Here is a 21,771-nt window from a genome sequence, read left to right as displayed (position 1 = left end):
GCCGCCGGCATCCGGACAGCCGTGCCGCGCCGCGACGTTCGGCCGGCCAGTGCGCGGCCACGCCCGCCTACGCCGGATCGGCGAGCCACCGCGCGACCCGCGCGACGAGCGGATCCGCGGCGTCGAAGCATTCGACGCCCGCCACCTGCGGCGCGTCGCAAATCGTGAACACCGGCTTGCCCCACTGCAATCCGAGCGCGATCTCGGACAGCGTGCCGAGCCCGCCGCCGACCGCGACCAGGCACAGCGACGCACGCGCGACCAGCGCATTGCGCGTGATGCCGAGCCCGGTCGGCAGCGCGACGCTCAGGTACGGATTCGCGTGCGTCGCATCCTCTTCGGGCAGCAACCCGATCGCGCACCCGCCGGCCGCATGCGCGCCGCGCGCGGCCGCCTCCATCACGCCCTGCTTGCCGCCGCCGACGAGCGCGACGCCCGCCGCCGCCAGCGCGTGCGCGATGCGCTCGGCAACCCGCATCTGCTCGCCGGTCGCGTCGCGCGGACCGATGATGCCGACCGGCATGCAATGCCGCCGCGGGCCGCGCTGCCGCTGCGCGAGTTGCGCGAGCGCGCCGCGCGTCGCCGCCGACCACTCAATGACGTCGTTGCCGGACAAGGCCTTCCCCCAGTGCAAGAACGCAGGTGCAGATCGCCGTCAGCACGATCGACAGCACGGCCGCCTGCGAGAAATCGGTTTGCCCGTCCGACAGCTTCAGATACATCAGCAGCGGCAGGATATTGATCTGCGTGCCGGCGAGCGCGAGCGCCGTGCCGTAGGTGCCGAGCGCGATCGCCGTGACGAGGCACCACGCGGCCGCGACCGACGGCCACAGTTCGCGCCACGCGACGTCGAGCCACGCGCGCCACGGCCGGGCGCCGAGCGTCAGCGCCGCCTCGAGCGGCCGCCGGTCGAGATTCGCGAGCGCCGGATAGATCATCAGCGCGACCCGCGGAATCAGGTAATACGCATACGCGACCGCCAGCCCCGGCATCGTGTAGATCGCGCCGCCGAGTACGGTCGGATCCGCGCCCAGCGACGCCGCCAGCATGGTGACGAAGCCGGCGCGGCCGAACGCGAGGATGAAGCCGTAGGCGATCACCAGCCCGGAGAACGCGAGCGGCACGCCGAGCAGCGCGAGCGTCCAGTGGCGACGGGCGGGCGACTGGCCCGCCAGCGCGAACGCGACCGGCACGCCGACGCCGACCGACAGCGTGCCCGCGCCGGCCGCCAGCGCCAGCGAGCGCGCGATCGCATCGGCGACGAGCGGATCGCGCAGCACCGCGCCGAACGCGCGGCCGCCGTCCGTGAAGGCCGAGCCGACGAGCGCGGCGAGCGGCAGCACGAAGCACACCGCCAGCAATGCCGCCGCCGGGGCCGCGCCGAAACGGCGCAGCGCGCCGCGTTCCGCCAGGGAAGTCTGCATCGCGCGCCCCTTACTGGCCGAGCGTCGCCTGCGACCAGAGCTGGTCGACCTCGGCCTTGCGCGCGGCCGCCTTCGCCACGTCGAGCGGACGCACCTGCGGCGCCTGCGGCAGCTTCGCCGCGACGTCGGGCGCGACCGGCGTGCCGGGCACGGCCGGCCGCACGAAGCCCTGCGCGAACAGCGCCTGCCCGACGTCGCTCATCACCAGGTTGAGCCAGAGCTGCGCGGCCGACGGGTTCGGGCCGTTCTTCACGAGGCTCATCGCATACGGCGCCGACACGCTGCCGTCCTGCGGAATCACGATGTCGGCCGCCTCGCCCATGCCATCGACGTACCGCGCCTTCAGGCCGTCGTTCTCGTAGCCGATCAGGATCGGAATCTCGCCCTTCACGAACTTCGCGTACGGCGTCGTGCCCTCGACCCGCAGCACGTTGCCCGCGCGCTTCAGCTTGCCGAAGAATTCCGCGCCGGGTTTCGGATTCTCGACGCTGCCGCCGTTCGCATATGCGGCCGCGAATACGGCGACCTGCCCTTGCCCGGTCGAACGCGGATCGAGATAGACCACCGCGTTGCGATATTCCGGCTTCAGCAGATCGGACCAGCGCTGCGGCACGTTCTTCACGAGCTTGCGGTTGACGAGGAACGCGATGTTCAGCGAATGCACCGCGAACCAGCGGCCGTCCGCCGAGCGAAACACGTCCGGCAGCCTGTCGAAGTTGACCGGCTTGAACGGGGCCACGACGTCCCGGGCCTGCGCATCGAGCGCGGATGCGGCGAAGTAGTACGCGGTATCGGCCTGCGGGCGCCGGCGCGACTTGTCGAGCGCGACCACGGTCGCCGCCGAGCCGATGTCGTTGTAGGTGATCTCGACCTTCGGGTAGCGCTTGCGGAACTCGGCGAACAGCGCCTTCCAGTTCGCCCATTCGGGGCCCGTGTCGAACGACACGACGAGCCCCTCGTCGGCGGCCTTCGCGTACAGCGCATCCTCGCCCGGATAAAGCGGCGCGGCGTGCGCCGGCGCGGCGGCCAGCGCGGCGAACGCGCAGAGCGCCAGCACGCCGGCGCGCAAGGTGTTCACAAGAGGGTGACCAGCAGGCATCGGAGATCTCCGTTCAATGAAATGGGTCAGCGCGCATCCGGCGTCGCCGGCAGCACGAGCAGATGGCATGGCTCGATCGCGATGCGGCGCGTGGCCGGCACGCGGCCTTCGCACAGCAGCGGGCCGGCCGAGCCGGCGGGAATGAAGTCGTAGCGTTGCGTCGCGCCGAAGTAGCGCACGTCGCCCGGACAGCCGTCGAGGCGGTTCACGCCGTCGGCCGGCGGATCGGCCTGTACGTGCTCGGGCCGCACCAGCACCTCGACCTCGGCGCCCGGCGGGTGCCCGCCGGTCTCGGCGTGCAGCGTCGCGAATTGAACGTCGACCGCGCCGCGCGCGATCACGCGGCCGCGCAGCAACGTCGAATGCCCGACGAAGCGCGCGACCCGGGCGGACGCGGGACGCTCGTACAGGTCGCGCGGCGTGCCGACCTGCAGTACCCGGCCGCCGTCGACGATCGCGACGCGGTCGGCCATGCTCAGCGCCTCGTCCTGGTCGTGCGTGACGAGCAGCGTCGTCGCCCCGCACGCGCGCTGCAACGCACGAATCTCGTCACGCAGCTGATGGCGGATGCCGGCGTCGAGCGCGGCCAGCGGCTCGTCGAGCAGCAGCAGCTTCGGTTCGATCACGAGCGCACGCGCCAGCGCGACGCGCTGCTGCTGCCCGCCGGACAGCATCGCGATGCCGCGCTCCGCATGGGCCGACAGGCCGACGCGCTCGAGCATCTCGCCCGCGCGCCGCCGCCGAAGGCCGGCCGCGACGCCGCGCATCCTCAGCCCGTACGCGACGTTGTCGGCCACCGACAGGTGCGGAAACAGCGCGTAGTGCTGGAACACCATCCCCACCTCGCGCCGCCACACCGGCACGCCCGCCATGTCGGCGCCGCCGATCGCGATGCGGCCGCTGCCGCCGTCGAGCAGGCCGGCCGCAAGCCGCAGCAGCGTGGACTTGCCGGACCCGCTGCGCCCCATCACCGCGAGCAACTCGCCCGGCGCGGCGGACAGCGTGACGTCGTCGACGCCGTGACGCGCGCCGGGATACTGGAAACTGACGTGTTCGAACTCGAGACTCATGACGGACTCACTTCAGACGTTGCACGGTGCCGACCGACACCAGCGTCGCGAGCACGGCGAGGACAAGCAGCACGACGGTGGCCGCGCACGCCATCCCCGACGCACCGTAGAACGCCTGCAGCAGCACGATCGGATAGTTGCGGTAGCGAAAGCCGGCGATCAGGTTCGAGATCTGGAATTCGCCGATCGACAGCGCGGCCACCATCACGAGCCCGGAAAACAGGCTGTGCCGCAGGTTCGGCAGCACGATCGTGACGAACTGGCGCAGCGGCGTCGCGCCGAGCGTCGCCGCGCATGCCTCGAGGCGCGCGAGGCCGAGATGGCGCAGATCGCCGAGCAGCGTCTGCAGCAGGTAGGGCAGCGTCAGCACCGCGTGGGCCGCGATCATCAGCGGCAGCGTGCCGAGCCACGGCAGCGCGTCGCCGCTGAAGATCGCGATGTAGCCGAAGCCGAGCGTCAGCGCGGGAACGCCGACCGGCATCAGCATCACGACGCGCGTCGCCATCCCGCGCCCCGCCAGGGCGCGGTGATGCAACGCATAGGCGAGCGGCAGGCCGATCGCGGCGTTGAGCGCGCAGCACGCCAGCGCCACCGTCAGGCTCACGCCGAACGCGCGGGTGAAGCTGCGGTTCCCGGCCAGATCGGCGAACCAGTGCCAGGTGAAGCCGGTCGGCAGCAGCGTGTTCGTCCACGACTGGCCCACCGAGCCGATCAGCAGCAGCGCGATCGGCAGCAACAGGTAAAGCCCGAACACCGCGACGAGCGCGTGCAGCAACAGGCGGCCGGCGGGCGGGCGCGCGCGCCTGTTACGCGGAATCGGAACACCACCGGCCGGTGCCGGAGCGGCGGATGCAGACATGGAAACACTCGCGGGCAAGAGGCGAAGACACCGCGCGACGCCCGTCGGGCGGGACTGTCGCGCGTTGGCTGGATGACGGCAGTGTGCGGATTCGACATGGCACCGTCATGAAAAAAACGTACAAAGCCCGCATCGATCTGTGCGCGGAAGGAATAGTCGCGATGAAGCACCTGTATCCGAACGTCGCGGAACTGCACGCCTTCACGCGTTCCGCGAAGCACCTGAACTTCTCCTATGCGGCCCGCGAACTGGGCCTGACGCCCAGCGCGGTCAGCCGGCAGGTCGCGAATCTCGAGGCGCTGTTCGGCGTGAAGCTGTTCGTGCGCGAGGGGCGCGGCCTCGTCCTCACGCGCGCCGGGCAGGTGTACCACGCACGGATCGCCGGCCCGCTGCGCGAGATCGGCAACGCATCGATCGAACTGCTGAGCGCGCGCGAGAACAGCGACCTGCTGACGATCGCGAGCGTGCCGACGTTCACGACCAAGTGGCTCGTACCGCGGCTCTCGCGCTTTCTGGCCGTCGCACCGGGCGTCACGCTGAGCTTTCGCCGCCATCTCGCCCCCGGCGACAGCTTCCCGTTCGGCCTCGATGCGGCGATCCGCTACGGCGACGGCACATGGGAAGGCGTGCGAAGCGATTACCTCGACGGACGAACCTTCGTGCCGGTCTGCACGCGCGCATTCGGCGAGCAGCATGCGTTGCGCACGCCGGCCGATACGGTGGCGGCGCCGCGCCTCGTGCACGAGCAGGCGGAAATCGCGTGGTCCGCCTGGGCGGAACGCCATCGCGCGACGCAGATGAACGCGCTCGCCGGGCCGCGCTTCGAACAGTATTCGGTACTGATCCAGGCCGCGCAGGCGGGGCTCGGGCTCGCGCTCGTGCCGCGCTTTTTGATCGCGGACAATCTCGCGTCCGGTACGCTCGTCGAGCCGTTCGATGCGCCCGTCGACGTGGACGCGCAGGGGCACTACCTGTGCTACGCGCCGGAGCGACTCGAAACGAGCGAGGCGTTGCGGCAGTTCAGGGCGTGGATGCTGGACGAATGCGCAGCCGCGTGAGCCTGGCAGGCATCGCGGTCCGGCGTGCGCGGACGTGCCCGGCGCAGCGCGGTTGCGGTCTTAAGACGTCGCGGGGCTTATGTCGGATTTACATATGATGGATGCGAAATAGACTGCTTGATGAGCGACGGGAAAGATTCGGGCAACTTCCGGGGGAAAGCCGGATCTCGAGCGCACTCGAAAAAGACGTTCCGGGGGATTGCGTCGACTCCGATCACGCAGTGCCGGCGCCGTCGGAGTCGCGCCGTTTTTACAGGGGATCAGCAAGTGCGCCGGCGGTCCACCAGGCTGCCGGGGATCATGCGCGGCTACGCGCCTGCATTCCTGGTGCCGTGACTTTGCCCCGCGGCAAGGCCATTCGGTTGCACAGTCGAGATTGTCCGGCGGGGGTGCCACCCGTCGAACGATTTCCATGCACGAACGTTCCGCGATCCGCAACGGGTCGCCGGGGACGAACGCGCGCGAGAATAACCATGAGCACGATCTTGAACGCATTCCTGACGAGTTTGACCGTCTTCCTGCTGTGCACCGTATGTCCGGCGGCGAACGCCCAGAACCCGACCAACACACCCGTGCCGGCCATCAACCTGGGGCCGGAAATCCTTGACGTCATCAACCAGAATTCGGCCAACCCGACCCAGGCCATCAACAACTACATGGCCGGCCTCGCCAGGACGGAAGCGCACTGGGTGCGGGTCAATATCAACTGGGCGCAAACCCAGCCGTCCCAGACGACGATCAACCCGAACGATCCCAATCCGGGGGCGAGCAGCGGCCTGACCTGGGGGGTGACGGACACGATCATTCGGGCGGCCAGAAACAACGGACTGCGCGTGTTGGGCCTGATTACGCTGACACCGCCGTGGGCCGTGAGTACCGAGTGCCCGGCCGGTTATCAGCAGGCGAACGGCGGCGCCTTCTGGCTGTGCGCGCCCAACCCGACGCTCTACGTCAATTTTGCGCGGGCCGCGGCCCGGCACTACAGCAGCGACAGCTACGGCGGCCAGGTCGACGCCTGGGAAATCTGGAACGAGCCCAACTGCGGCGGCGATTTCATTCCTCACGATCCGGCGCTGTACACGCAAATCCTGAAGAGCGCGTATCCCGCGATCAAGCAGGCGAACCCGGGCGCCTACGTCTATGCGGGCGGCAGTGCGAACTGCCAGACGTCACCGAACAACGGCACCGGCGCACTGCCGTCGAACGGGATCGCGGGCCTGGTCAATTCGACCAGCTCCGCTTACCCCGCGCCGACGCAATGGGACCCGCGGGACTGGCTGGCGGCGATGTACGCGAATGGCGCGCAAGGGCATTTCGATGCGCTCGCCCATCATCCGTACTGCTATTCGGACGACTGGCAAGCCGCGCCCAATCAATGCCCGAGCACGACGCTCAATACGACGTTCCCGCAATATTCGAACGCATTCAACATGATGTGGCATACGTTCACGTCGCCGTCGTACGGCTGGCCGTCGTCCAGCGGCAACACGTTCGCAAGCTACGTCGGCACGAGCCTGCGTGACCAGATGAGTGCGAACGGCGACGGGGCAAAGGCGATCGTCCTCACCGAATTCGGCGCGCCCACCACGGGCTCGAACGGCGCGGCGAACTTCACCGGCGTGCTGGGCGGTTCGTCCACGCAGTACGCGAGCGCCGATTTTCAGACCTTGCAGTTGTCGCCCTATCTGACGGAAGCGAACCAGGCGCGTGAATTCAGCGCGCTGATGGCATGGATCGCGCAACAGGCCAAGGGTGCGTACGGTCCGGTATACGCGTACTCGTACTCGGACATGGCGTTGTCGATGCCGAACAGCACGAATATCTACGAACCGTACTTCGGCATCGTCACGATCAGCGCGACGACCGGCGCAACGGGAACCGTCGGGCCCGCGAAGATCGAAGGCACGGCGATGTCCAGATCGACGCAGTACTACCCCACGTGGCCGAATTTCGGTGCGATTGCCAGCGCCGCCGCAGCCGGAAAATCCGGCTACGCGCCGATCGGCCCCGGGTGGTACAACGCGCTGGGCAAGTAGCGGCATGCCGGTTCACGGGCCGTACGCCAGTCGGGGCGAACGGCCTGCTCGCGCGCCCACCCCTCCACTGCTTCCCGTGCAGAACCATTTTTGTCGGCTTGGCGCGCGACTATTGGCGTGTGATAAGGGGTTTTCCCTGACCCGGAGCACGAGTATGTCGACCCTGGAAGCTCTCCGGTTCGTGCTGGACGATGCACGCACCCCCGAAATCATTCGCCACCACGTCGTCGATGCGTTGCAGTACGCATTGCGCAACTACGGCCAGGTATTCACCGCGAAGGAAGTCGAATGGCTGGCGCAGTGGGACGACGCGCGTCTGCCGCTGGCCGCGAAGAAGGAACTGGGCAAGCGCGAGGAACCGGCGCTCGCCGCGCGCTGAAGGCGGTGCGCCGCCGCGTCCGGACCTGCAACCGGACGCGGCGGCGGACGGCCTGCTTACTGCAGGCCGAAGTCGACGCGGGTGGTCGCGCCCTTGTCCTCGATGCCCTTCGCATCGAGCTTCGGCGCGACGACGAACACGCGGCTCGAATCGATCTTCCCGTCGAGGTACTGGCGCACGGCCTGCGCGCGCTGCTGGGCGAGCGTGCGCAGCGCGTTGTCGTCGGCCTGCGCATGCTCCGCGAGCGCCTTCTTCATGTCGGCGTCGGGCAGCGTCTTCTGCAGGCCGATCAGGTTGCGCGGCTTCTTGAAGTCGGCCGCCTTGTACGCACGCGCCAGGTACTTGCCGTACTCGCCCGGCTCGACCTTCACCGACATCGGGTCGACGCTTTCGCCCTGCCCGACCACATCCTTCAGCTTCTGCTGGCGAACGAGCCGCTCGACGTACGCGTCGCCCAGCCCCGACGTGTCCTTCGTCGGGTCGACGCGGCCGATCAGGTCGAGGCGGATCGACGGCTTCTCGGTCAGCATCTTCACGACGGTGTCGAGCTTCTTCTGCTGCGCGTCGTCGAGCTGGTACGAGCCCGGCGCGAACTCGACGTAGCCGAGATCCTCGCCGCCGCCGCCGAACGCATGCGCGAGCAGCGAGAACGGCGACGTGACGGCCTTCGCGATCAGGTTCAGCACGGCCCGCCAGATCAGCCCGCCGACGCTGAATTCCGGGTTCGACAGCGAACCCGACACCGGCAGGTTCACGTCGATCTCGCCGCGCGTGTTCTTCAGCAGCGAGATCGCGAGCTTGACCGGCAGCCTGGTCGCCGTGTCGTTGTCGACGTGATCGCCGAACGTGAGCTGGTCGATGAAAATGTGGTTGTTCGCCTTCAGCTGGTCGTTGTCGAGCTGGTAGTGCAGATCGACGTTGAGCTTGCCCTTCGTGATCGGGTAGCCCGCGTACTTCGCCGAGTACGGCGTCAGGTTGGTCAGCTCGATGTCGTGCGCGGACGCGGTGAGGTCGAGCGCCGGCTTCTCGATCAGCGGATTCACCGAGCCCTTGATCGAGATCGGCCCGTTGCCCGCGAGGTTCGCGGCGACGTCGACCGGCGCGGACGTGGTCGAATCGGTGCCGAACGCGCCGACCGTGCCCTTGATCGCGACGAGGTTCGCCGTGTAGTTAGGCTTGATGAAGTTGTCCGTATACGTGACGCGGCCGCTCTGCAGCAGCAGTTCGCCGAAATGCATCCGCACCGGGCTTTGCGGCGGCGCCGCGGCCTTCACGACCGCCGTCGCCGAGGCGGCGGCCGGCGCGGACGCCTGCTGCGCGACGGCCGGCGCCGGCGCGGCCGGCGGCGACAGCGGCACCGGTTCGTTCTTGCTCGCGTCGCGCGTGAGCGACTGCGCGGGGCCCGATTGCTTCGCGACCACGTCCTTCAGGTTCAGGCGCCCCTGCGCGTCGAGCAGCACGCGGCCGTAGAAGTTCGAGAACGTCACGCGCGCGGCGTCGACGTCGGTGCCCTTCTCGTCGTAGCTGGCCTTCAGGTTCGTCAGCGCGAGCGAGCGCCAGCCCGCGAACGGATCGGAGGTCGCCTTGTCGAGCATCCGCACGTCGACGAGCGCGACGTCGCCGCGATAAGTCGCGCGCGGCGCATCCTTCACCTGCGCGAACGTCAGGTTGCCCTGCGCGTTGAGCAACGCGCTCGCGATGGTCGCGTTCAGCGCGCTGCCGAAGTACGGCTCGAACGCGGCCACGTCGAGGCGGTTGCCGTTGATCTTCAGCCCGAGCTTCAGCGGCTGCGCGGTCACGTCGCCCGTCACGTTCAGCGAACCCTTGCGGCTCAGCGTCGCCTTCAACTGCACCGGCAGCGGCTTCGTCAGATCGTCGCTCAGTTTCTGCACCGACAGATCCAGCGGCTTGATCGCCAGCTTCACCGGGCGCGGCGTCGACAGGTCGGTGAAGTTCGCGGACGCGTCCTTCACGTTCAGCGCGTCGATCCGGTAGTGCCACGACGGCGCGGCGGCCTCGGCCTTGCGCGCCACCGTGCGCTTCGGCACCGACGCCTGCGCGGGTCCGGCCAGCGCTGCAAGGTCGATCCCGCCGTCCTTCAGGCGCTTCACGTCGAGCGCGAGCCCGTTTGCGTCGACGCTCTCGATCTCTGCGATGCGCGTGGCGACGTCCACCTTCGCGATCTTCGCGCTCGCGTCCGGCAGCACGATCGCCGGCGTCTTCGCGTCGGGCGTCGCGATCTTCAGCGACTTCAGGCTGACGGTACTGTCGGCGACCTGCGCGACCAGCGGCGTCTTGCCCCAGTCGGCCGTCGCATTGACGGTCGCGCCGAGCGCGCCGTCGAGCACGCGCGCGCGCGTAGCCTCGCCGAGGTACGGCTGCAACGCCGGCAGCGCGAGCGCGGCGACCGTCAGCTTCGTGTCGGCCTGTTTCTCCGCGAGATTGAATGCGCCTTCGGCCGTCACGTCGCCGCCGCGCGACAGCGACGTCGACAGCGTGTATTTCGCGGGCGTCTTGCCCAGCAGCGAGAAGCCGTCCAGCGTCGCGGCAAGCTTCGTGAGCGACAGCGCGGTCGGCGTCGCCGGCACGCGGTCGTCCAGATTGACCGTGCCGCCGTCGATCGCGAAATGACGGATCGTCAGGTCGAGCGGCGGCGCCTCCTGCGTGCCGGCTTCGGCATGCGCGCCGCTCGCCGCCGTGGCGGAAGCGGCCGCCGCGCCCGATGCCGGGCTGCCCTCGGCGGCCTTCGGCGCGGCGGCCGGCTGCGCGGCCAGCTTCTCGACGTTCAGCGCGCCCTGCTTGTCGCGCGACAAGTCGACCACCGGCTGGTCGAGGCGGATCTCGTCGAAGTGCATCGCATTGCGCAGCGGCTCGAGGCTGGCCGCCGCGACGTGCACGCCGCGCGCGGCGAACAGCGGCGCGGACGCGCGGTCCGTCACCTTCGCGTCGGCCAGGTCGACGGTGCCCGATACGCGCAGCGCGGGCGTCTCGCCGCTCATCACGAAATTGACCGTGAGGTCGCTGCTCAACAGGCCGCTCGTCACCGCCACCGGCAACTGCGCCGGCACGTACGAGATCAGCTTCGGCACGTCGAGGCGGTCGAATTTCAGCGCGATCTCCGATTCGCGCGACTGCGCGAACGGCTTGGTCTTGCCGTCGATCGCGATCGGGCTGCCGTCGAAGCGCGCGCGCAGCTTCGGCTCGACGAAGATGTCGGTCTTCGAGGCCAGCGTCGCGATATACGGAATGCCGAGCGTCCAGTTGTCGACGACGTGCTTCTCGTTCAGCAGGCGGTCGTCGAAGTCGATCCGGCCGTCATTGACCTGGATGTTGGACACCGAGAACTGCGTGGGCTTGCTTTCGGGCTGGGGCGACGGCTTCGAGAACTTCTCGATCAGGTCGGTGAAGTTGAAGCGCTGCGCGTCGTAGCGGACGATGTGAAAGCGCGGCGAGTCGAGACGCACTTCATTGACGATCGGCGCGCCGCGGAACAGCGACGACCACGACGGCCTCACGACCAGCTTGCCGATGTCGACGAAGTCGCCCTGGCCGCCGCGCTCCCCGAGATGGATGCCGTCGGCTTCGAGGTTCAGCGTGTACGGGTTCAGCGCGATGCGCCGGATCGTGGCCGGCCGGTCGAGCTGCCGGCTCAACTGCTGTTCGGCGACGTGGCGGATCAGCGGCGGCGCCGCGAAGAACCCGAGCAGTCCGAACAAAACGAGGAAGATCAGTATGCCGATGCCGATCCGGCGGGTCCGGCGCGAGCGTGCAACGCCGCCGAGGGCATGGAGGGTCGAGGATACGGTTTCTTTGTCTGCGCTTGCCATGCTGGAATGCCTCGGGAATGGATGCCGGGCCGCGCCGGAACACCGGGCGGCCACGCACGCTATCCCGAAAGTATAGGCTCAGGAGGTGACGGTACGGGATTCGGGCGCCGCAGCGCCCGCCGTTCGGACCGCGCCGCCGGTCATCCGTTCACTTCCGGACGACGACGGGAGGCATCCACGATCCGTCGCTCGCCTGCGGCTTCGGTGCGTACAGGCGCAGCGCGAGTGCGAAATCGGCGCGCGGCGCCGGCAGCCAGTTGGCCGCATGCGCGCCGCCCGGCGATGCCGACACGACGATGTCGATCGAGCCGTCGTGGTTGCGGCGCAGCCGGTCGCGATCGCCGAGCGAGCGGCGCGCCGCGCCGACGTCGGGCAGCGCGCCGTTCGTCGTGTAGGGCGTGAGCGTCCAGAACGCGCGCACCGGCGGCAGCGCGCCCGGCGAGAAATGCAGCATGTAGCGGTTCGCGCCGTTCAGCGGATGGCCGTCGCTGTCCACGCGCACGACCGCGAGCGTCTCGTCGTCGCGCGTCGCGGTGCCGAACTGCGTGTAGGCCGCATACGCGCGCAGCGTGTAGTCCTGACCGTACTTGCCGGCCGTGTCGCCGATCCAGTTCCAGCCGTTCGCGTTGAGCAGGTTCGACGGCGGCGTTGCGAGCCGCGCGCGCGCTTCGGCCACGCCGGCGGTCGCGGCCGCGAGGCGGTCGCCCGTCCACAGCACCGGGTAGCCGGCGGACACGCCGATATCGTTGAGCAGTTCCTGCGCGTGCGCGTCGTCGGCCGGCGCCGGGTTGTCCTGCAGCGCCTGCGCGAAGCGCGCGAAGAACGCCTTCGGGTCGAGCGCGGCCACCTGCTCGGCCGGCGTGCCGCCGCTCAGCGCTTCGGACGGGGCGCTGCCGGCATGGACCGCCACCGATGCGCCGCGCGCCGCGCCCGTGTAAACAGACAGCGGCACCACGCGGATCGCGCGCTGCAGTTTCTTCACGTTCGTGAGATCGCGCCCGCCGCTCGTCTGCAGCCGCACTTCGAGCCACGCATGGCCGGACGGCACGTCGACGCGCAACGCGCCCTGCGGCAGCGTGCCCTGCCAGTCCTTCGCGACGAAGGCAATCGTTTGCAATCGCGCGCCACCGCGTGCACCGCGCGCCGCAACGCTCGACGACGACCACAGCACGTTCGTCCACATGTCGAGCGCACGCGCGTCCCAGTAGCGGCCGCGCGTGTCGGGCAGCGTGACGATCACGGGTTCGGCGGCGACGTCGAGCCAGCCGGTCGAGTCGAGCGTGTCGACGCCCGGCAGCGGCGGACTGACCGCGCCAACGGGCGGCAGCGCCTGCGCGTGGCGCAGCGTGTTGAGGGGCGCCTGCCCCGGTTGGGCCCCGTCGCCGCCCGTCGCCGCTTCCTTCGCGACGTCCATCAGCACGAGCGGGTACGCATAGATATAGGAGTCGGCGACCTCGGCGCGCATCCAGCCCGTCTTCCGCTGGATCGCGTCCGGCTGCGACGCACACCCCGCAAGCAATGCCGCAATGGCCAGCGACGCGCATGCGCGCCGCAGAGAAACTGATTCCTGCTGGTTTTCAATCATCGATTACTGGCCGATTATCGTTCTTTTCAGTCAACGCCTTGTTCGACGCGCGAACGGTGAAAGCAAGGCTCCCCAGCCTGCCCGGATGACCGTTTCGCTATGTTGCACAACGGCGGGCGCTGATGTCAGGCCGGTATCATAGCGCCTAAGGGCATCCCCCTATATGCCGAATAGCCGACGGAACGGTAGCCGCACTGTCGACAAATTCGAAATAGTTCGATTAATTCGCAACAAAATCGGAGATGTCGGGGCGGTATGTGTATACGTCGGAACAATCGCGGGAGGGAGGCCGGGTGTCGGGGCGGCGGTGGGTGTCTCGCTTGGCGTGCCGGTGTGGCCGACGGCGCGTCCGACGACGTCGCGGCCGGTATTTGACGGCTCGTCGCCGGTGCCGTGTACGACATCACCGCGAACGGAGCAAAAGCGCCCGCGCCGATCGCAGGCCGCCCCTGCGACGACGAATTCAGGGTTCACATCCCCGCGGGTTTGCCGCGCGCGGGTGATCCTGGCCGCCGAACGACGCGTCAGCCGGAATCGTCTCGCGAGCGCGGGGCGCTGCGGCCGCTCGCTCGCGCATTCGAGCACGAAAGCGCGGGCGACCGGTGGCCGGGGGGGCCGTCCGGAAGCCGGGCGACCGCTTTTTCCGCGGTGTGACAATCTGTCTGTATCCGCATCGTCGCCGCCACTTGACCTTGCCATCATGGGAATGTTGATACTGGAACCATTCGCGGCACGAATCGCGCTTTCTGGAAATCCGACATGACTGAACCCCTTGCCTCCGCTGCGCTGCAAACGGTCGAACTGACCGTCGACGGCATGCATTGCGGCGGCTGCACCGGCCGCGTGCAACGCGCGCTGGCCACCGTACCGGGCGTCGTCGACGCGACGGTCGATCTGGACGCGCACACAGCGACTGTGACTGCGCAGGACACGGTCGAACCCGGCCAGCTCGTCGACGCCGTCAACGCAGCCGGCTATCGCGCGGCGGTACGCGACACGGCAGCCCACACCGTCGCGTCCGCGACGCCCGCGGCGCTCGACGAAACGCCGCCCGCCCCCACGGCAACCCTTCCGGCAGCAACCACCATCGAACTCGACATCGATGGAATGACGTGTGCGTCCTGCGTATCGCGCGTCGAGAAAGCGCTCGCGAAGGTGCCGGGCGTCACGCGCGCGTCGGTCAACCTCGCGACGGAACGCGCCGCCGTCGACGCCGCGGCAGGCGTTTCCGCATCGCAACTGGCGGACGCCGTAAAGCAGGCCGGCTACGGCGCGACGCCAACGGCAAGCGATGCGGCCATCCCGGCCGCCGTCGCCCCGCCGGCCACGCCGGCCGGCATCGAACTCGATATCGACGGGATGACCTGCGCGTCCTGCGTATCGCGCGTCGAGAAAGCGCTCGCGAAGGTGCCGGGCGTCACGCGCGCGTCGGTCAACCTCGCGACGGAACGCGCCACCGTCGACGCCGCGGCAGGCGTTTCCGCATCGCAACTGGCGGACGCCGTAAAGCAGGCCGGCTACGGCGCGACGCCGGTCGCCGGTGGCGCCACCGCGCCGGCAGCCACCGCCGCGTCCTCCGGTTACGAGCTCGACATCGGCGGGATGACCTGCGCGTCCTGCGCCGGCCGTGTCGAAAAAGCGCTGGCCGCGGTGCCGGGCGTCGCACACGCGTCGGTCAACCTCGCGACCGAGCGCGCGTCCGTGCACGGCGCCGGCGCCCTCGACGCCGCCGCGCTGATCGCGGCGGTCACGACGGCCGGCTACCGCGCGTCGCTCGCCGGCGCGCCGTCGGCCGGCGCCGACGCAGGACCCGCCACGCCCGTGCAGGACACCGATGCGCGCAAGAGGCGCGAAGCGGCCCGCGAACGCAACCTCGTGATCGCGGCCGCCGTGCTGAGCGCGCCGCTCGTCGCGCCGATGCTCGCCGCGCCGTTCGGCATCGATGCGATGCTGAACGGCTGGCTCCAGCTCGTGCTCGCGTCGATCGTCCAGTTCGGCTTCGGCGCGCGTTTCTACCGGGCGGCCTGGCATGCGGTGAAAGCGCGCGCCGGCAACATGGACCTGCTCGTCGCGCTCGGCACGTCGGCCGCGTACGGGCTGAGCCTGTGGATGCTGCTGCGCGACCCCGCGCATCCCGGCCACCTGTATTTCGAGGCGTCGGCCGTCATCGTCACGCTCGTGCGTTTCGGCAAATGGCTCGAATCGCGCGCGAAGCGCCAGACCACCGACGCGATCCGCGCGCTGAACGCGTTGCGTCCCGACCGTGCGCGCATCGTCGAGCACGGCGTCGAGCGCGACGTGCCGCTGTCGCAGGTGCGCGTCGGCACCCGCGTCAGCATCCGCCCCGGCGAGCGCGTGCCCGTCGACGGCCGGATCGTGTCGGGCCGCTCGCACATCGACGAATCGCTGATCACCGGCGAAAGCCTGCCGGTGCCGAAGGACGACGGCGACCCCGTCACGGCCGGCTCGATCAACGGCGAAGGCGCGCTCGTCGTCGACACCACCACGATCGGCGCGGAAACGACCCTCGCGCGCATCATCCGCCTCGTCGAATCCGCGCAGGCCGAGAAGGCGCCGATCCAGCGGCTCGTCGATCGCGTGAGCGAGGTGTTCGTGCCGGCGATCCTCGGCATCGCCTTGCTGACGCTGATCGGCTGGCTGATCGCCGGCGCCGGGATGGAAACCGCGATCCTCAATGCGGTCGCGGTGCTCGTCATCGCGTGCCCGTGCGCGCTGGGCCTCGCGACGCCCGCCGCGATCATGGCCGGCACCGGCGTCGCGGCCCGGCACGGCGTGCTGATCAAGGACGCGCAGGCGCTCGAACTCGCGCAGCGCGCCACCGTGATCGCATTCGACAAGACCGGCACGCTGACCGAGGGCAAGCCGTCGATGACGGCATTCGAAGCGGTCGGCATGCCGCGCGACGCGGCGCTCGCGCTCGCGGCGGCGGTACAGCGTCAGAGCGATCATCCGCTGGCGCGCGCCGTGGTCGCGGCATACGACGCGGACCTGGCCGCGCACGGCGGCACGGCTGCGTCGGCTGCTGCCGTCGCGGCCGATGCGCGCGCGGTGGCCGGACGCGGCGTGGAAGCGCGTGTCGACGGGCAGCGGCTCGCGCTCGGCAGCACGCGCTGGCGCGACGAGCTCGGCATCGCGGTGCCGCCCGCGCTCGACGCGCGCGCGACGGCGCTCGAACGCGCGGGCAACACGATCTCGTGGCTGATGCGCGCCGACGCACCGCGCGCGCTGCTCGCGCTGGTCGCCTTCGGCGACACCGTGAAACCGGGCGCCCGCGACGCGATCGCGGCGCTGTCGGCGCGCGGCGTCGCGAGCGTGCTCGTGACGGGCGACAACCACGGCAGCGCGGCGGCCGTCGCGGCATCGCTCGGCATCGACGAGGTGCATGCGCAGGTGTTGCCCGACGACAAGGCCCGTGTCGTCACCGAGCTGAAACGCACGCACGGCGGGATCGTCGCGATGGTCGGCGACGGGATCAACGATGCGCCCGCGCTCGCCGCGGCCGATGTCGGCATCGCGATGGCGACCGGCACGGACGTCGCGATGCACACGGCCGGCATCACGCTGATGCGCGGCGATCCGGCGCTGGTCGCCGACGCGATCGACATCTCCCGGCGCACCTACCGGAAGATCCAGCAGAACCTGTTCTGGGCGTTCGTCTACAACCTGGTCGGCGTGCCGCTCGCGGCGCTCGGCTGGCTGAACCCGGTCATCGCGGGTGCGGCGATGGCGTTTTCCAGCGTGAGCGTCGTGACCAACGCGCTGCTGCTGCGGAGATGGAAAGGCCGCGCGCGCTGATGCGGGCGGCGGGCGGAGGGGGCCAAACGGCCGTTCTGCGTTCTGCGTTCTGCGTTCTGCGTTCTGCGTTCTGCGGGCGGCGGGCGGGAAGAATCGGGAAGTAGGCCGGTCTCGGCGGAGCGCCGCGGAGGCACGCGGCGATACGGTACCGCCAGGCAGGTTCAGCTCGTGATGACCGGCCTGATCAAGGTCGTCGTGATCGGCGCGAAGCCGCACGCGCGATACAGGGCGCGCGCCGCCGTGTTGTGATTGAACACCGACAGCCCGATCTCGGTAATGCCATGCCGGCGCGCCTCGGCGTCGAGCGCATCGAGCGCGCGCGTGGCCCAGCCCTGGCGGCGCCGGGACGGGACGATGTCGAGGTCGTAGATGAACAGCGTGCGGTTCGGTCCTTCCGGCACGATCGCGTACCACAGGTCGCCCACCGGGTCGCCCAAGGCGCCGTCGACGAGTACGACCAGGGTCTGGCCGGCGGTGAGCAGGCCGTCCGGCAGCAGCGTGTCGAAACAGGCGCGCGCGCGTGCGGTCGCGTCTTCGACGGCATTCTGTCCGGATGAAACGAGATCGTTCGCGTAGCCGTCGATGGCTCGCGTGCGGTACGCGCGGAATTCACTGGCCGTCATCGGCCGCATCTGCAGCATGGTCCGGTCGCCAGAAAGGGAATCGGACTTCCAGTGTAGCGGGACGGTCGCGCCGATGCGAAGTGCGGCGGCGGAAAGCGGACGGACAGGTACGGCGGAGGCCGCGCCGAATCAGCGAATCAGCGAATCAGCGAATCAGCGAATCAGCGAATCAGCGAATCAGCGAATCAGCGACGATACAGGACGATCGGCACCAGATGCGCACGGCGCACGCGCTCGGCTTCGGCGCGACGGGCGGCGTACGAGTATTCGGCATCGAGCGGCAGGTGCGGCGACATGAACAGGTTGTCGATCTTTTGCAGCAGGGCGAGGATGAAGCTCATGTGAGACTCCTGACAGATGAATCTAGGGTTTTCCCTAGGACAGCCTCCATTCTAAGGGTTTTCCCTTAACTCTGCCAGCGACCCGCATCAGTTTGCCGCATCCGGGCTGCCGCCCGCGACGGTTGGAAAACCGCGATCCTTGCCCCGTATCGCCTCCAGGATAGGGTCGGAACAGTCAGCGCGTGCGTCGGGTGCGCCTGACGACGGCGGCCTCGCGATTCGCATTGCGCTGCAGCCGGTCGACTTGCGACAGCAGCGCTTCGTGGTGCTCCTCGAGCGTCATCAGCGTCGCCTGCTGCGTCGACAGATCGGCCGTGAGGCGATCGATCCGCTGCTGCTTGGCAGCCGCGTCCTGTTTCAGGTGCGCGATCTGCCGCGTCTGCAGCACCAGCGCGACGAGCCCGGCCAGCACGACGACAGCCAGCGCCAGCAGCAGGCGGTTGACCCGGCGCATCTCGCGATCGGCCGCGTGCGTCAGGCCGTCCACGTCGGACTGCAGCGCCGCGAGCCGGTCGGTCAGCGGACGCAGGTGCGTATCCGGATCGAAGGTCGGCGCCGCCGGTTGCGTGCGTTCCGCCGAAGGCTTCGTGACGACGGGTGCAGGAGAAGCCGCCGGCCGGGGAATGAGGCGCGGTACGTTGGCGTCGGCCTGCGGCACGGCGTCGGGGCCTTTCGCGGTGTTCGCGGTGTTCGCGGTGTTCGCGGTGTTCGCGGTGTTCGCGGTGTTCGCGGTGTTCGCGGTGTTCGCCGTGTTCGCCGTGTTCGCCGTGTTCGCCGTGTTCGCCGTGTTCGCCGTGTTCGCCGTGTTCGCCGTGTTCGCGACGATTTCCGGCTTGACCGGCTCCGCGGACGTCTGCGGCTGCTCGACCGTCGAAGCCGCGTTTAGCGCCGTCCCGGCCGTTTCCTGCGCCGTATCGACACTCGCCGCCACCGGCACGACCTGCTCCGCCGTCGCGTTGCCCGCGCCGGCAGCCGCCCGGCGTTTGCTGCCCGTCGCCGGCGCGCGGCGTTCCTTCACGGCGTCGCCGGAAGACCGCCCTTCGCGGGATTTGACGGCCGCTGCGGCGGCAACGCCCTTCACGGCTTCGCCATCGGGCGTCGGCAGTCCGGCCACCGTCGCCGCTGCGGCCTCGGTCACAGGCACGTCGCCCCCCTTCGTTGCCACGCCATCGACCGCCGGCGCGCTGCCGGCCTGCGCGGCATTGCGGGCTTCAGGTGCCGAAACGCCGTGCGCCGCCACTGCGACTTCCGGCGTCACCGCGCCGCCCACCGCGCCCGTGTGCTCTGCCGCGCTCGCATCCTCCCGCGCGCTTAACCCCTCCAGCGCTGGCTGCCGCCCGGCGGCCACATCGTCCGCGACACCCGCTTCCGCATCGGCTGGCGCGCCCGCCTCGTCGCGCGCCGTCACCGGCACGCGCTCGCCCGGCTCCAGCACCGGATCGCCGAACAGGTCGAACGTACGTTCGTCCCGCGACGCATCGCCGGCCGGCGCACCGCCGGACCGCGCCGTCGCCCTTGCGGACGAACTGCTCGCGGCAGCGGCCGAGCGCTGGCGGGCACGCGCCGGCGAACGATTGGAACGGGAGAGGGAACGGGGCGTGGAAACGGATTCGGTCATGGAAATCGGATGGCGAGGCCCGCGAACGCGGAACCGGATGTCGAACGGAATCTGGCCGGCCATTGTCGCACGCCCCGCAGCCGGTTCAGCCTATTCGTCGCCCGACAGCCCGCGCCCCTCCTCGAAACGCGTAACGCCCCGCAGCGCGCGCAGCTTGTCGCAGATCGCCCGGTATTCGAGCTCCGACACCCGTGCGAGCGCGATGCGCACCTCGTCGTGCTCGCCCGTATCGTCGGCCCGCTGCACGATGAACTGCTTCACGCGCGCGCTGTCCGGGCCGAGCGCCGCGTGCAGCGAATCGAACGTCAGCGCGCCGCTCACCACCGTCAGCGCCAGCTGGCGCCGCTGGCGCACCGTGAAGTAACGCCGCTCCAGCGGCTTGATGCCGGCCAGGATGATCAGGATGATGATCGTCGCCGAAATCGACGCGACGTAGAGTCCGCCGCCCACCGCGAGACCGATCGCCGCGACCGACCACAGGCTCGCGGCGGTGGTCAGCCCGCGCACGATCTCGCCGCGCAGGAGGATCGAGCCCGCGCCGAGGAAGCCGATGCCCGACACGACCTGCGCGGCGATCCGCGACGGATCGAGCACGATGTGGTCGTTGCTGCCCAGCACGTCGGCGAAACCGAACGCCGACACGATCATGATCAGCGTCGAGCCGACGCAGACGAGCATGTGCGTGCGCAGGCCGGCCGCCCACGACAGACGCTCGCGCTCGAAGCCGATGACGCTGCCGAGCGCCGCCGCGAGAACAAGGCGCATCACGAGTTCCAGGTTGCTCAGCATCCGATTTATCTCCTTTACTGGTGCCGGCCGCGCGGAATGTTTTATCCTTGGCCCCGGCCGCGCCGATTCTCCGGGCCGCGCCGACACGTTTCGAACCCAGCGCTCAACCCCGTCATGTCCGTTTCCGACTCCGCTTCCGCCCAGGCCGCCCAGCTGCGCCACCACTTCGCGCACGTCGTCTTGCCGATCTGGCGGGGTTCCGGGTTCGACCAGACATTGCGACTGCCGTTCGAGTCCGTCGATCCGGCCACCCACGCGCCGCTGCCCGTGACCCGTTATCGCACCATGGCCTGCGCACGGCAACTGTTCGTGTTCGCGCAGGCCGGCGACACGGCCCACGCGGCCACGCTGTTCGATGCGCTGAACCGGCGCTTTCGCGACGCACGCCACGGCGGCTGGGTCTACAGCGTCGACGCGCAAGGCGCGCCGCTCGATACGACCAAGGATCTGTATACGCACGCGTTCATCGTGTTCGCATGCGCCGCCTGGTATGCGGCATCGGGAGACGCCGCCGCGCGCACGGCAGCCGAAGAGACCGCGGCGCTGATCCAGGACCGCTTCGCGCCGCGTCCCGGCGACGCGCTGCTCGATGCGGCGCGTCACGCCGATTTCTCGTCATCCGGCAGCGGCGCGCTGCAGAATCCGCTGATGCACCTGACCGAAGCGTGGCTCGCGGCCGCCGACGCATTCGGAGATGCCGCATTCGACGACGCGCTCGGGCGCACCGCGCAGGCCGTCGAGCGCACCTTCGTCGACGCGGCAACCGGCTGCGTGGCCGAGCTGCCGATCGGGGCGGCCGACAACCGTTTCGAGCCCGGCCATCAGTTCGAGTGGTTCTATCTGGTCGATGCGGCCGGCGCGCGGCTCGCGCAGACCGGGCTCCCCGCCGCGCTGTCGCGCGCGTTCACGTTCGCGGAGCAATTTGGGGTCGATGCGCAGACAGGCGGCGTGTGCGCCGCGCTCGATGCGCAGGGCGCGTGCATCGACGGCACGCAGCGGATCTGGGCGCAGACCGAATACCTGCGCGCGCTCGCGACGCACGGCGGCACGCCGGCCTCCGCGCCGCTCGCGCAGCAGATCGGGCGGTTCGCCGCGCGCTTCCTGCATCCGCGCGGCTGGTTCGAGTGCAAGACGGCGAGCGGGCAGGTGTCGCGCGCCGACATGCCGTCGACGACGCCCTACCACCTCGCGACCGCCTACGCGGCGCTGCCGGCCGGCGCGTAACCCGGCCCGCGACGGCGCCGCGC

At 69.7% G+C, this 21,771-nt stretch carries 16 protein-coding genes; 5 read left to right on the top strand and 11 right to left on the bottom strand.

Annotated features, from left to right (window positions below):
- Positions 1–67: 67 nt before the first annotated feature.
- The 5 genes from GQ57_RS06450 to GQ57_RS06430 all read right to left on the bottom strand — a co-directional run bounded on the left by GQ57_RS06450 (position 68) and on the right by GQ57_RS06430 (position 4,452).
- On the bottom strand, positions 68–523 hold the full coding sequence (locus tag GQ57_RS06450) for a TIGR00725 family protein (RefSeq protein WP_152603206.1): 456 nt from the start codon (positions 521–523) through the stop codon (positions 68–70).
- 70 nt (positions 524–593) lie between these two features.
- Entirely contained in the window at positions 594–1,424 is an 831-nt protein-coding gene (locus GQ57_RS06445) for an ABC transporter permease (protein WP_031402638.1), read from the bottom strand.
- 10 nt (positions 1,425–1,434) lie between these two features.
- Positions 1,435–2,523, bottom strand: coding sequence for an extracellular solute-binding protein (locus GQ57_RS06440; RefSeq protein WP_034197418.1), 1,089 nt, complete (start codon positions 2,521–2,523; stop codon positions 1,435–1,437).
- A gap of 26 nt (positions 2,524–2,549) precedes the next feature.
- Entirely contained in the window at positions 2,550–3,593 is a 1,044-nt protein-coding gene (locus GQ57_RS06435; protein ID WP_034197417.1) for an ABC transporter ATP-binding protein, read from the bottom strand.
- A gap of 7 nt (positions 3,594–3,600) precedes the next feature.
- Positions 3,601–4,452 (bottom strand): ABC transporter permease, encoded by an 852-nt coding sequence (locus tag GQ57_RS06430; RefSeq protein WP_034197416.1) that lies wholly within the window; start codon positions 4,450–4,452, stop codon positions 3,601–3,603.
- 161 nt (positions 4,453–4,613) lie between these two features.
- Between GQ57_RS06430 and GQ57_RS06425 the strand changes: the two genes are divergently transcribed.
- The 3 genes from GQ57_RS06425 (at position 4,614) to GQ57_RS06415 (ending at position 7,925) form a co-directional block, all read left to right on the top strand.
- A complete protein-coding gene (locus GQ57_RS06425) occupies positions 4,614–5,510 on the top strand; it encodes a LysR substrate-binding domain-containing protein (protein WP_034197435.1) in 897 nt (298 codons plus the stop codon).
- Positions 5,511–5,992: 482 nt separating this feature from the next.
- The gene (locus GQ57_RS06420) at positions 5,993–7,546 is read left to right on the top strand and encodes a cellulase (protein ID WP_034197434.1); all 1,554 of its coding nucleotides are present in this window, start codon (positions 5,993–5,995) and stop codon (positions 7,544–7,546) included.
- A 154-nt stretch (positions 7,547–7,700) separates the two neighbouring features.
- Positions 7,701–7,925 carry a hypothetical protein gene (locus GQ57_RS06415; protein WP_031402644.1) on the top strand — a complete coding sequence of 75 codons (225 nt, stop codon included), beginning with the start codon at positions 7,701–7,703 and terminating at the stop codon, positions 7,923–7,925.
- 56 nt (positions 7,926–7,981) lie between these two features.
- Here GQ57_RS06415 and GQ57_RS06410 read toward each other — a convergent pair whose 3' ends face one another.
- Positions 7,982–11,752: a DUF748 domain-containing protein gene (locus GQ57_RS06410; protein WP_034197415.1), complete on the bottom strand. Its 3,771-nt coding sequence runs from the start codon at positions 11,750–11,752 to the stop codon at positions 7,982–7,984.
- A gap of 148 nt (positions 11,753–11,900) precedes the next feature.
- Positions 11,901–13,337: a DUF1254 domain-containing protein gene (locus tag GQ57_RS06405; protein WP_034197414.1), complete on the bottom strand. Its 1,437-nt coding sequence runs from the start codon at positions 13,335–13,337 to the stop codon at positions 11,901–11,903.
- A 759-nt stretch (positions 13,338–14,096) separates the two neighbouring features.
- On the opposite strand from GQ57_RS06405, the gene GQ57_RS06400 reads away from it, so the two are divergent.
- Positions 14,097–17,153 (top strand): heavy metal translocating P-type ATPase, encoded by a 3,057-nt coding sequence (locus tag GQ57_RS06400; RefSeq protein WP_081896601.1) that lies wholly within the window; start codon positions 14,097–14,099, stop codon positions 17,151–17,153.
- Positions 17,154–17,314: 161 nt separating this feature from the next.
- Here GQ57_RS06400 and GQ57_RS06395 read toward each other — a convergent pair whose 3' ends face one another.
- The 4 genes from GQ57_RS06395 to GQ57_RS06385 form a co-directional block, all read right to left on the bottom strand.
- Positions 17,315–17,794 carry a GNAT family N-acetyltransferase gene (locus GQ57_RS06395; RefSeq protein ID WP_034197413.1) on the bottom strand — a complete coding sequence of 160 codons (480 nt, stop codon included), beginning with the start codon at positions 17,792–17,794 and terminating at the stop codon, positions 17,315–17,317.
- A gap of 167 nt (positions 17,795–17,961) precedes the next feature.
- A complete protein-coding gene (locus GQ57_RS43275) occupies positions 17,962–18,117 on the bottom strand; it encodes a hypothetical protein (protein ID WP_162836120.1) in 156 nt (51 codons plus the stop codon).
- Positions 18,118–18,292: 175 nt separating this feature from the next.
- Entirely contained in the window at positions 18,293–19,735 is a 1,443-nt protein-coding gene (locus GQ57_RS06390; protein WP_034197412.1) for a hypothetical protein, read from the bottom strand.
- Positions 19,736–19,825: 90 nt separating this feature from the next.
- Entirely contained in the window at positions 19,826–20,524 is a 699-nt protein-coding gene (locus GQ57_RS06385; RefSeq protein WP_031400283.1) for an MgtC/SapB family protein, read from the bottom strand.
- Positions 20,525–20,638: 114 nt separating this feature from the next.
- Between GQ57_RS06385 and GQ57_RS06380 the strand changes: the two genes are divergently transcribed.
- A complete protein-coding gene (locus GQ57_RS06380; RefSeq protein ID WP_034197411.1) occupies positions 20,639–21,748 on the top strand; it encodes an AGE family epimerase/isomerase in 1,110 nt (369 codons plus the stop codon).
- Positions 21,749–21,771 lie beyond the last annotated feature (23 nt).

Origin of the sequence: Burkholderia sp. MSh2 (genome assembly GCF_000731655.1) — a bacterium.
GTDB lineage: Bacteria > Pseudomonadota > Gammaproteobacteria > Burkholderiales > Burkholderiaceae > Burkholderia > Burkholderia paludis.
Note: the sequence above shows the minus strand (reverse complement) of the source record. Positions and strands in the feature narration are given on the sequence as shown.

Bases quoted from the DNA above. Each gene is read 5' to 3' on its own strand.
- GQ57_RS06385 (WP_031400283.1), bottom strand. From the start codon at position 20,524: ATGCTGAGCAACCTGGAACTCGTGATGCGCCTTGTTCTCGCGGCGGCG.
- GQ57_RS06415 (WP_031402644.1), top strand. From the start codon at position 7,701: ATGTCGACCCTGGAAGCTCTCCGGTTCGTGCTGGACGATGCACGCACC.
- GQ57_RS06440 (WP_034197418.1), bottom strand. From the start codon at position 2,523: ATGCCTGCTGGTCACCCTCTTGTGAACACCTTGCGCGCCGGCGTGCTG.
- GQ57_RS06390 (WP_034197412.1), bottom strand. From the start codon at position 19,735: ATGACCGAATCCGTTTCCACGCCCCGTTCCCTCTCCCGTTCCAATCGT.
- GQ57_RS06400 (WP_081896601.1), top strand. From the start codon at position 14,097: ATGACTGAACCCCTTGCCTCCGCTGCGCTGCAAACGGTCGAACTGACC.
- GQ57_RS06450 (WP_152603206.1), bottom strand. From the start codon at position 523: ATGCCGGTCGGCATCATCGGTCCGCGCGACGCGACCGGCGAGCAGATG.
- GQ57_RS06410 (WP_034197415.1), bottom strand. From the start codon at position 11,752: ATGGCAAGCGCAGACAAAGAAACCGTATCCTCGACCCTCCATGCCCTC.
- GQ57_RS06430 (WP_034197416.1), bottom strand. From the start codon at position 4,452: ATGTCTGCATCCGCCGCTCCGGCACCGGCCGGTGGTGTTCCGATTCCG.
- GQ57_RS06380 (WP_034197411.1), top strand. From the start codon at position 20,639: ATGTCCGTTTCCGACTCCGCTTCCGCCCAGGCCGCCCAGCTGCGCCAC.
- GQ57_RS06445 (WP_031402638.1), bottom strand. From the start codon at position 1,424: ATGCAGACTTCCCTGGCGGAACGCGGCGCGCTGCGCCGTTTCGGCGCG.
- GQ57_RS06435 (WP_034197417.1), bottom strand. From the start codon at position 3,593: ATGAGTCTCGAGTTCGAACACGTCAGTTTCCAGTATCCCGGCGCGCGT.
- GQ57_RS06405 (WP_034197414.1), bottom strand. From the start codon at position 13,337: ATGATTGAAAACCAGCAGGAATCAGTTTCTCTGCGGCGCGCATGCGCG.
- GQ57_RS06395 (WP_034197413.1), bottom strand. From the start codon at position 17,794: ATGCTGCAGATGCGGCCGATGACGGCCAGTGAATTCCGCGCGTACCGC.
- GQ57_RS43275 (WP_162836120.1), bottom strand. From the start codon at position 18,117: ATGAGCTTCATCCTCGCCCTGCTGCAAAAGATCGACAACCTGTTCATG.
- GQ57_RS06425 (WP_034197435.1), top strand. From the start codon at position 4,614: ATGAAGCACCTGTATCCGAACGTCGCGGAACTGCACGCCTTCACGCGT.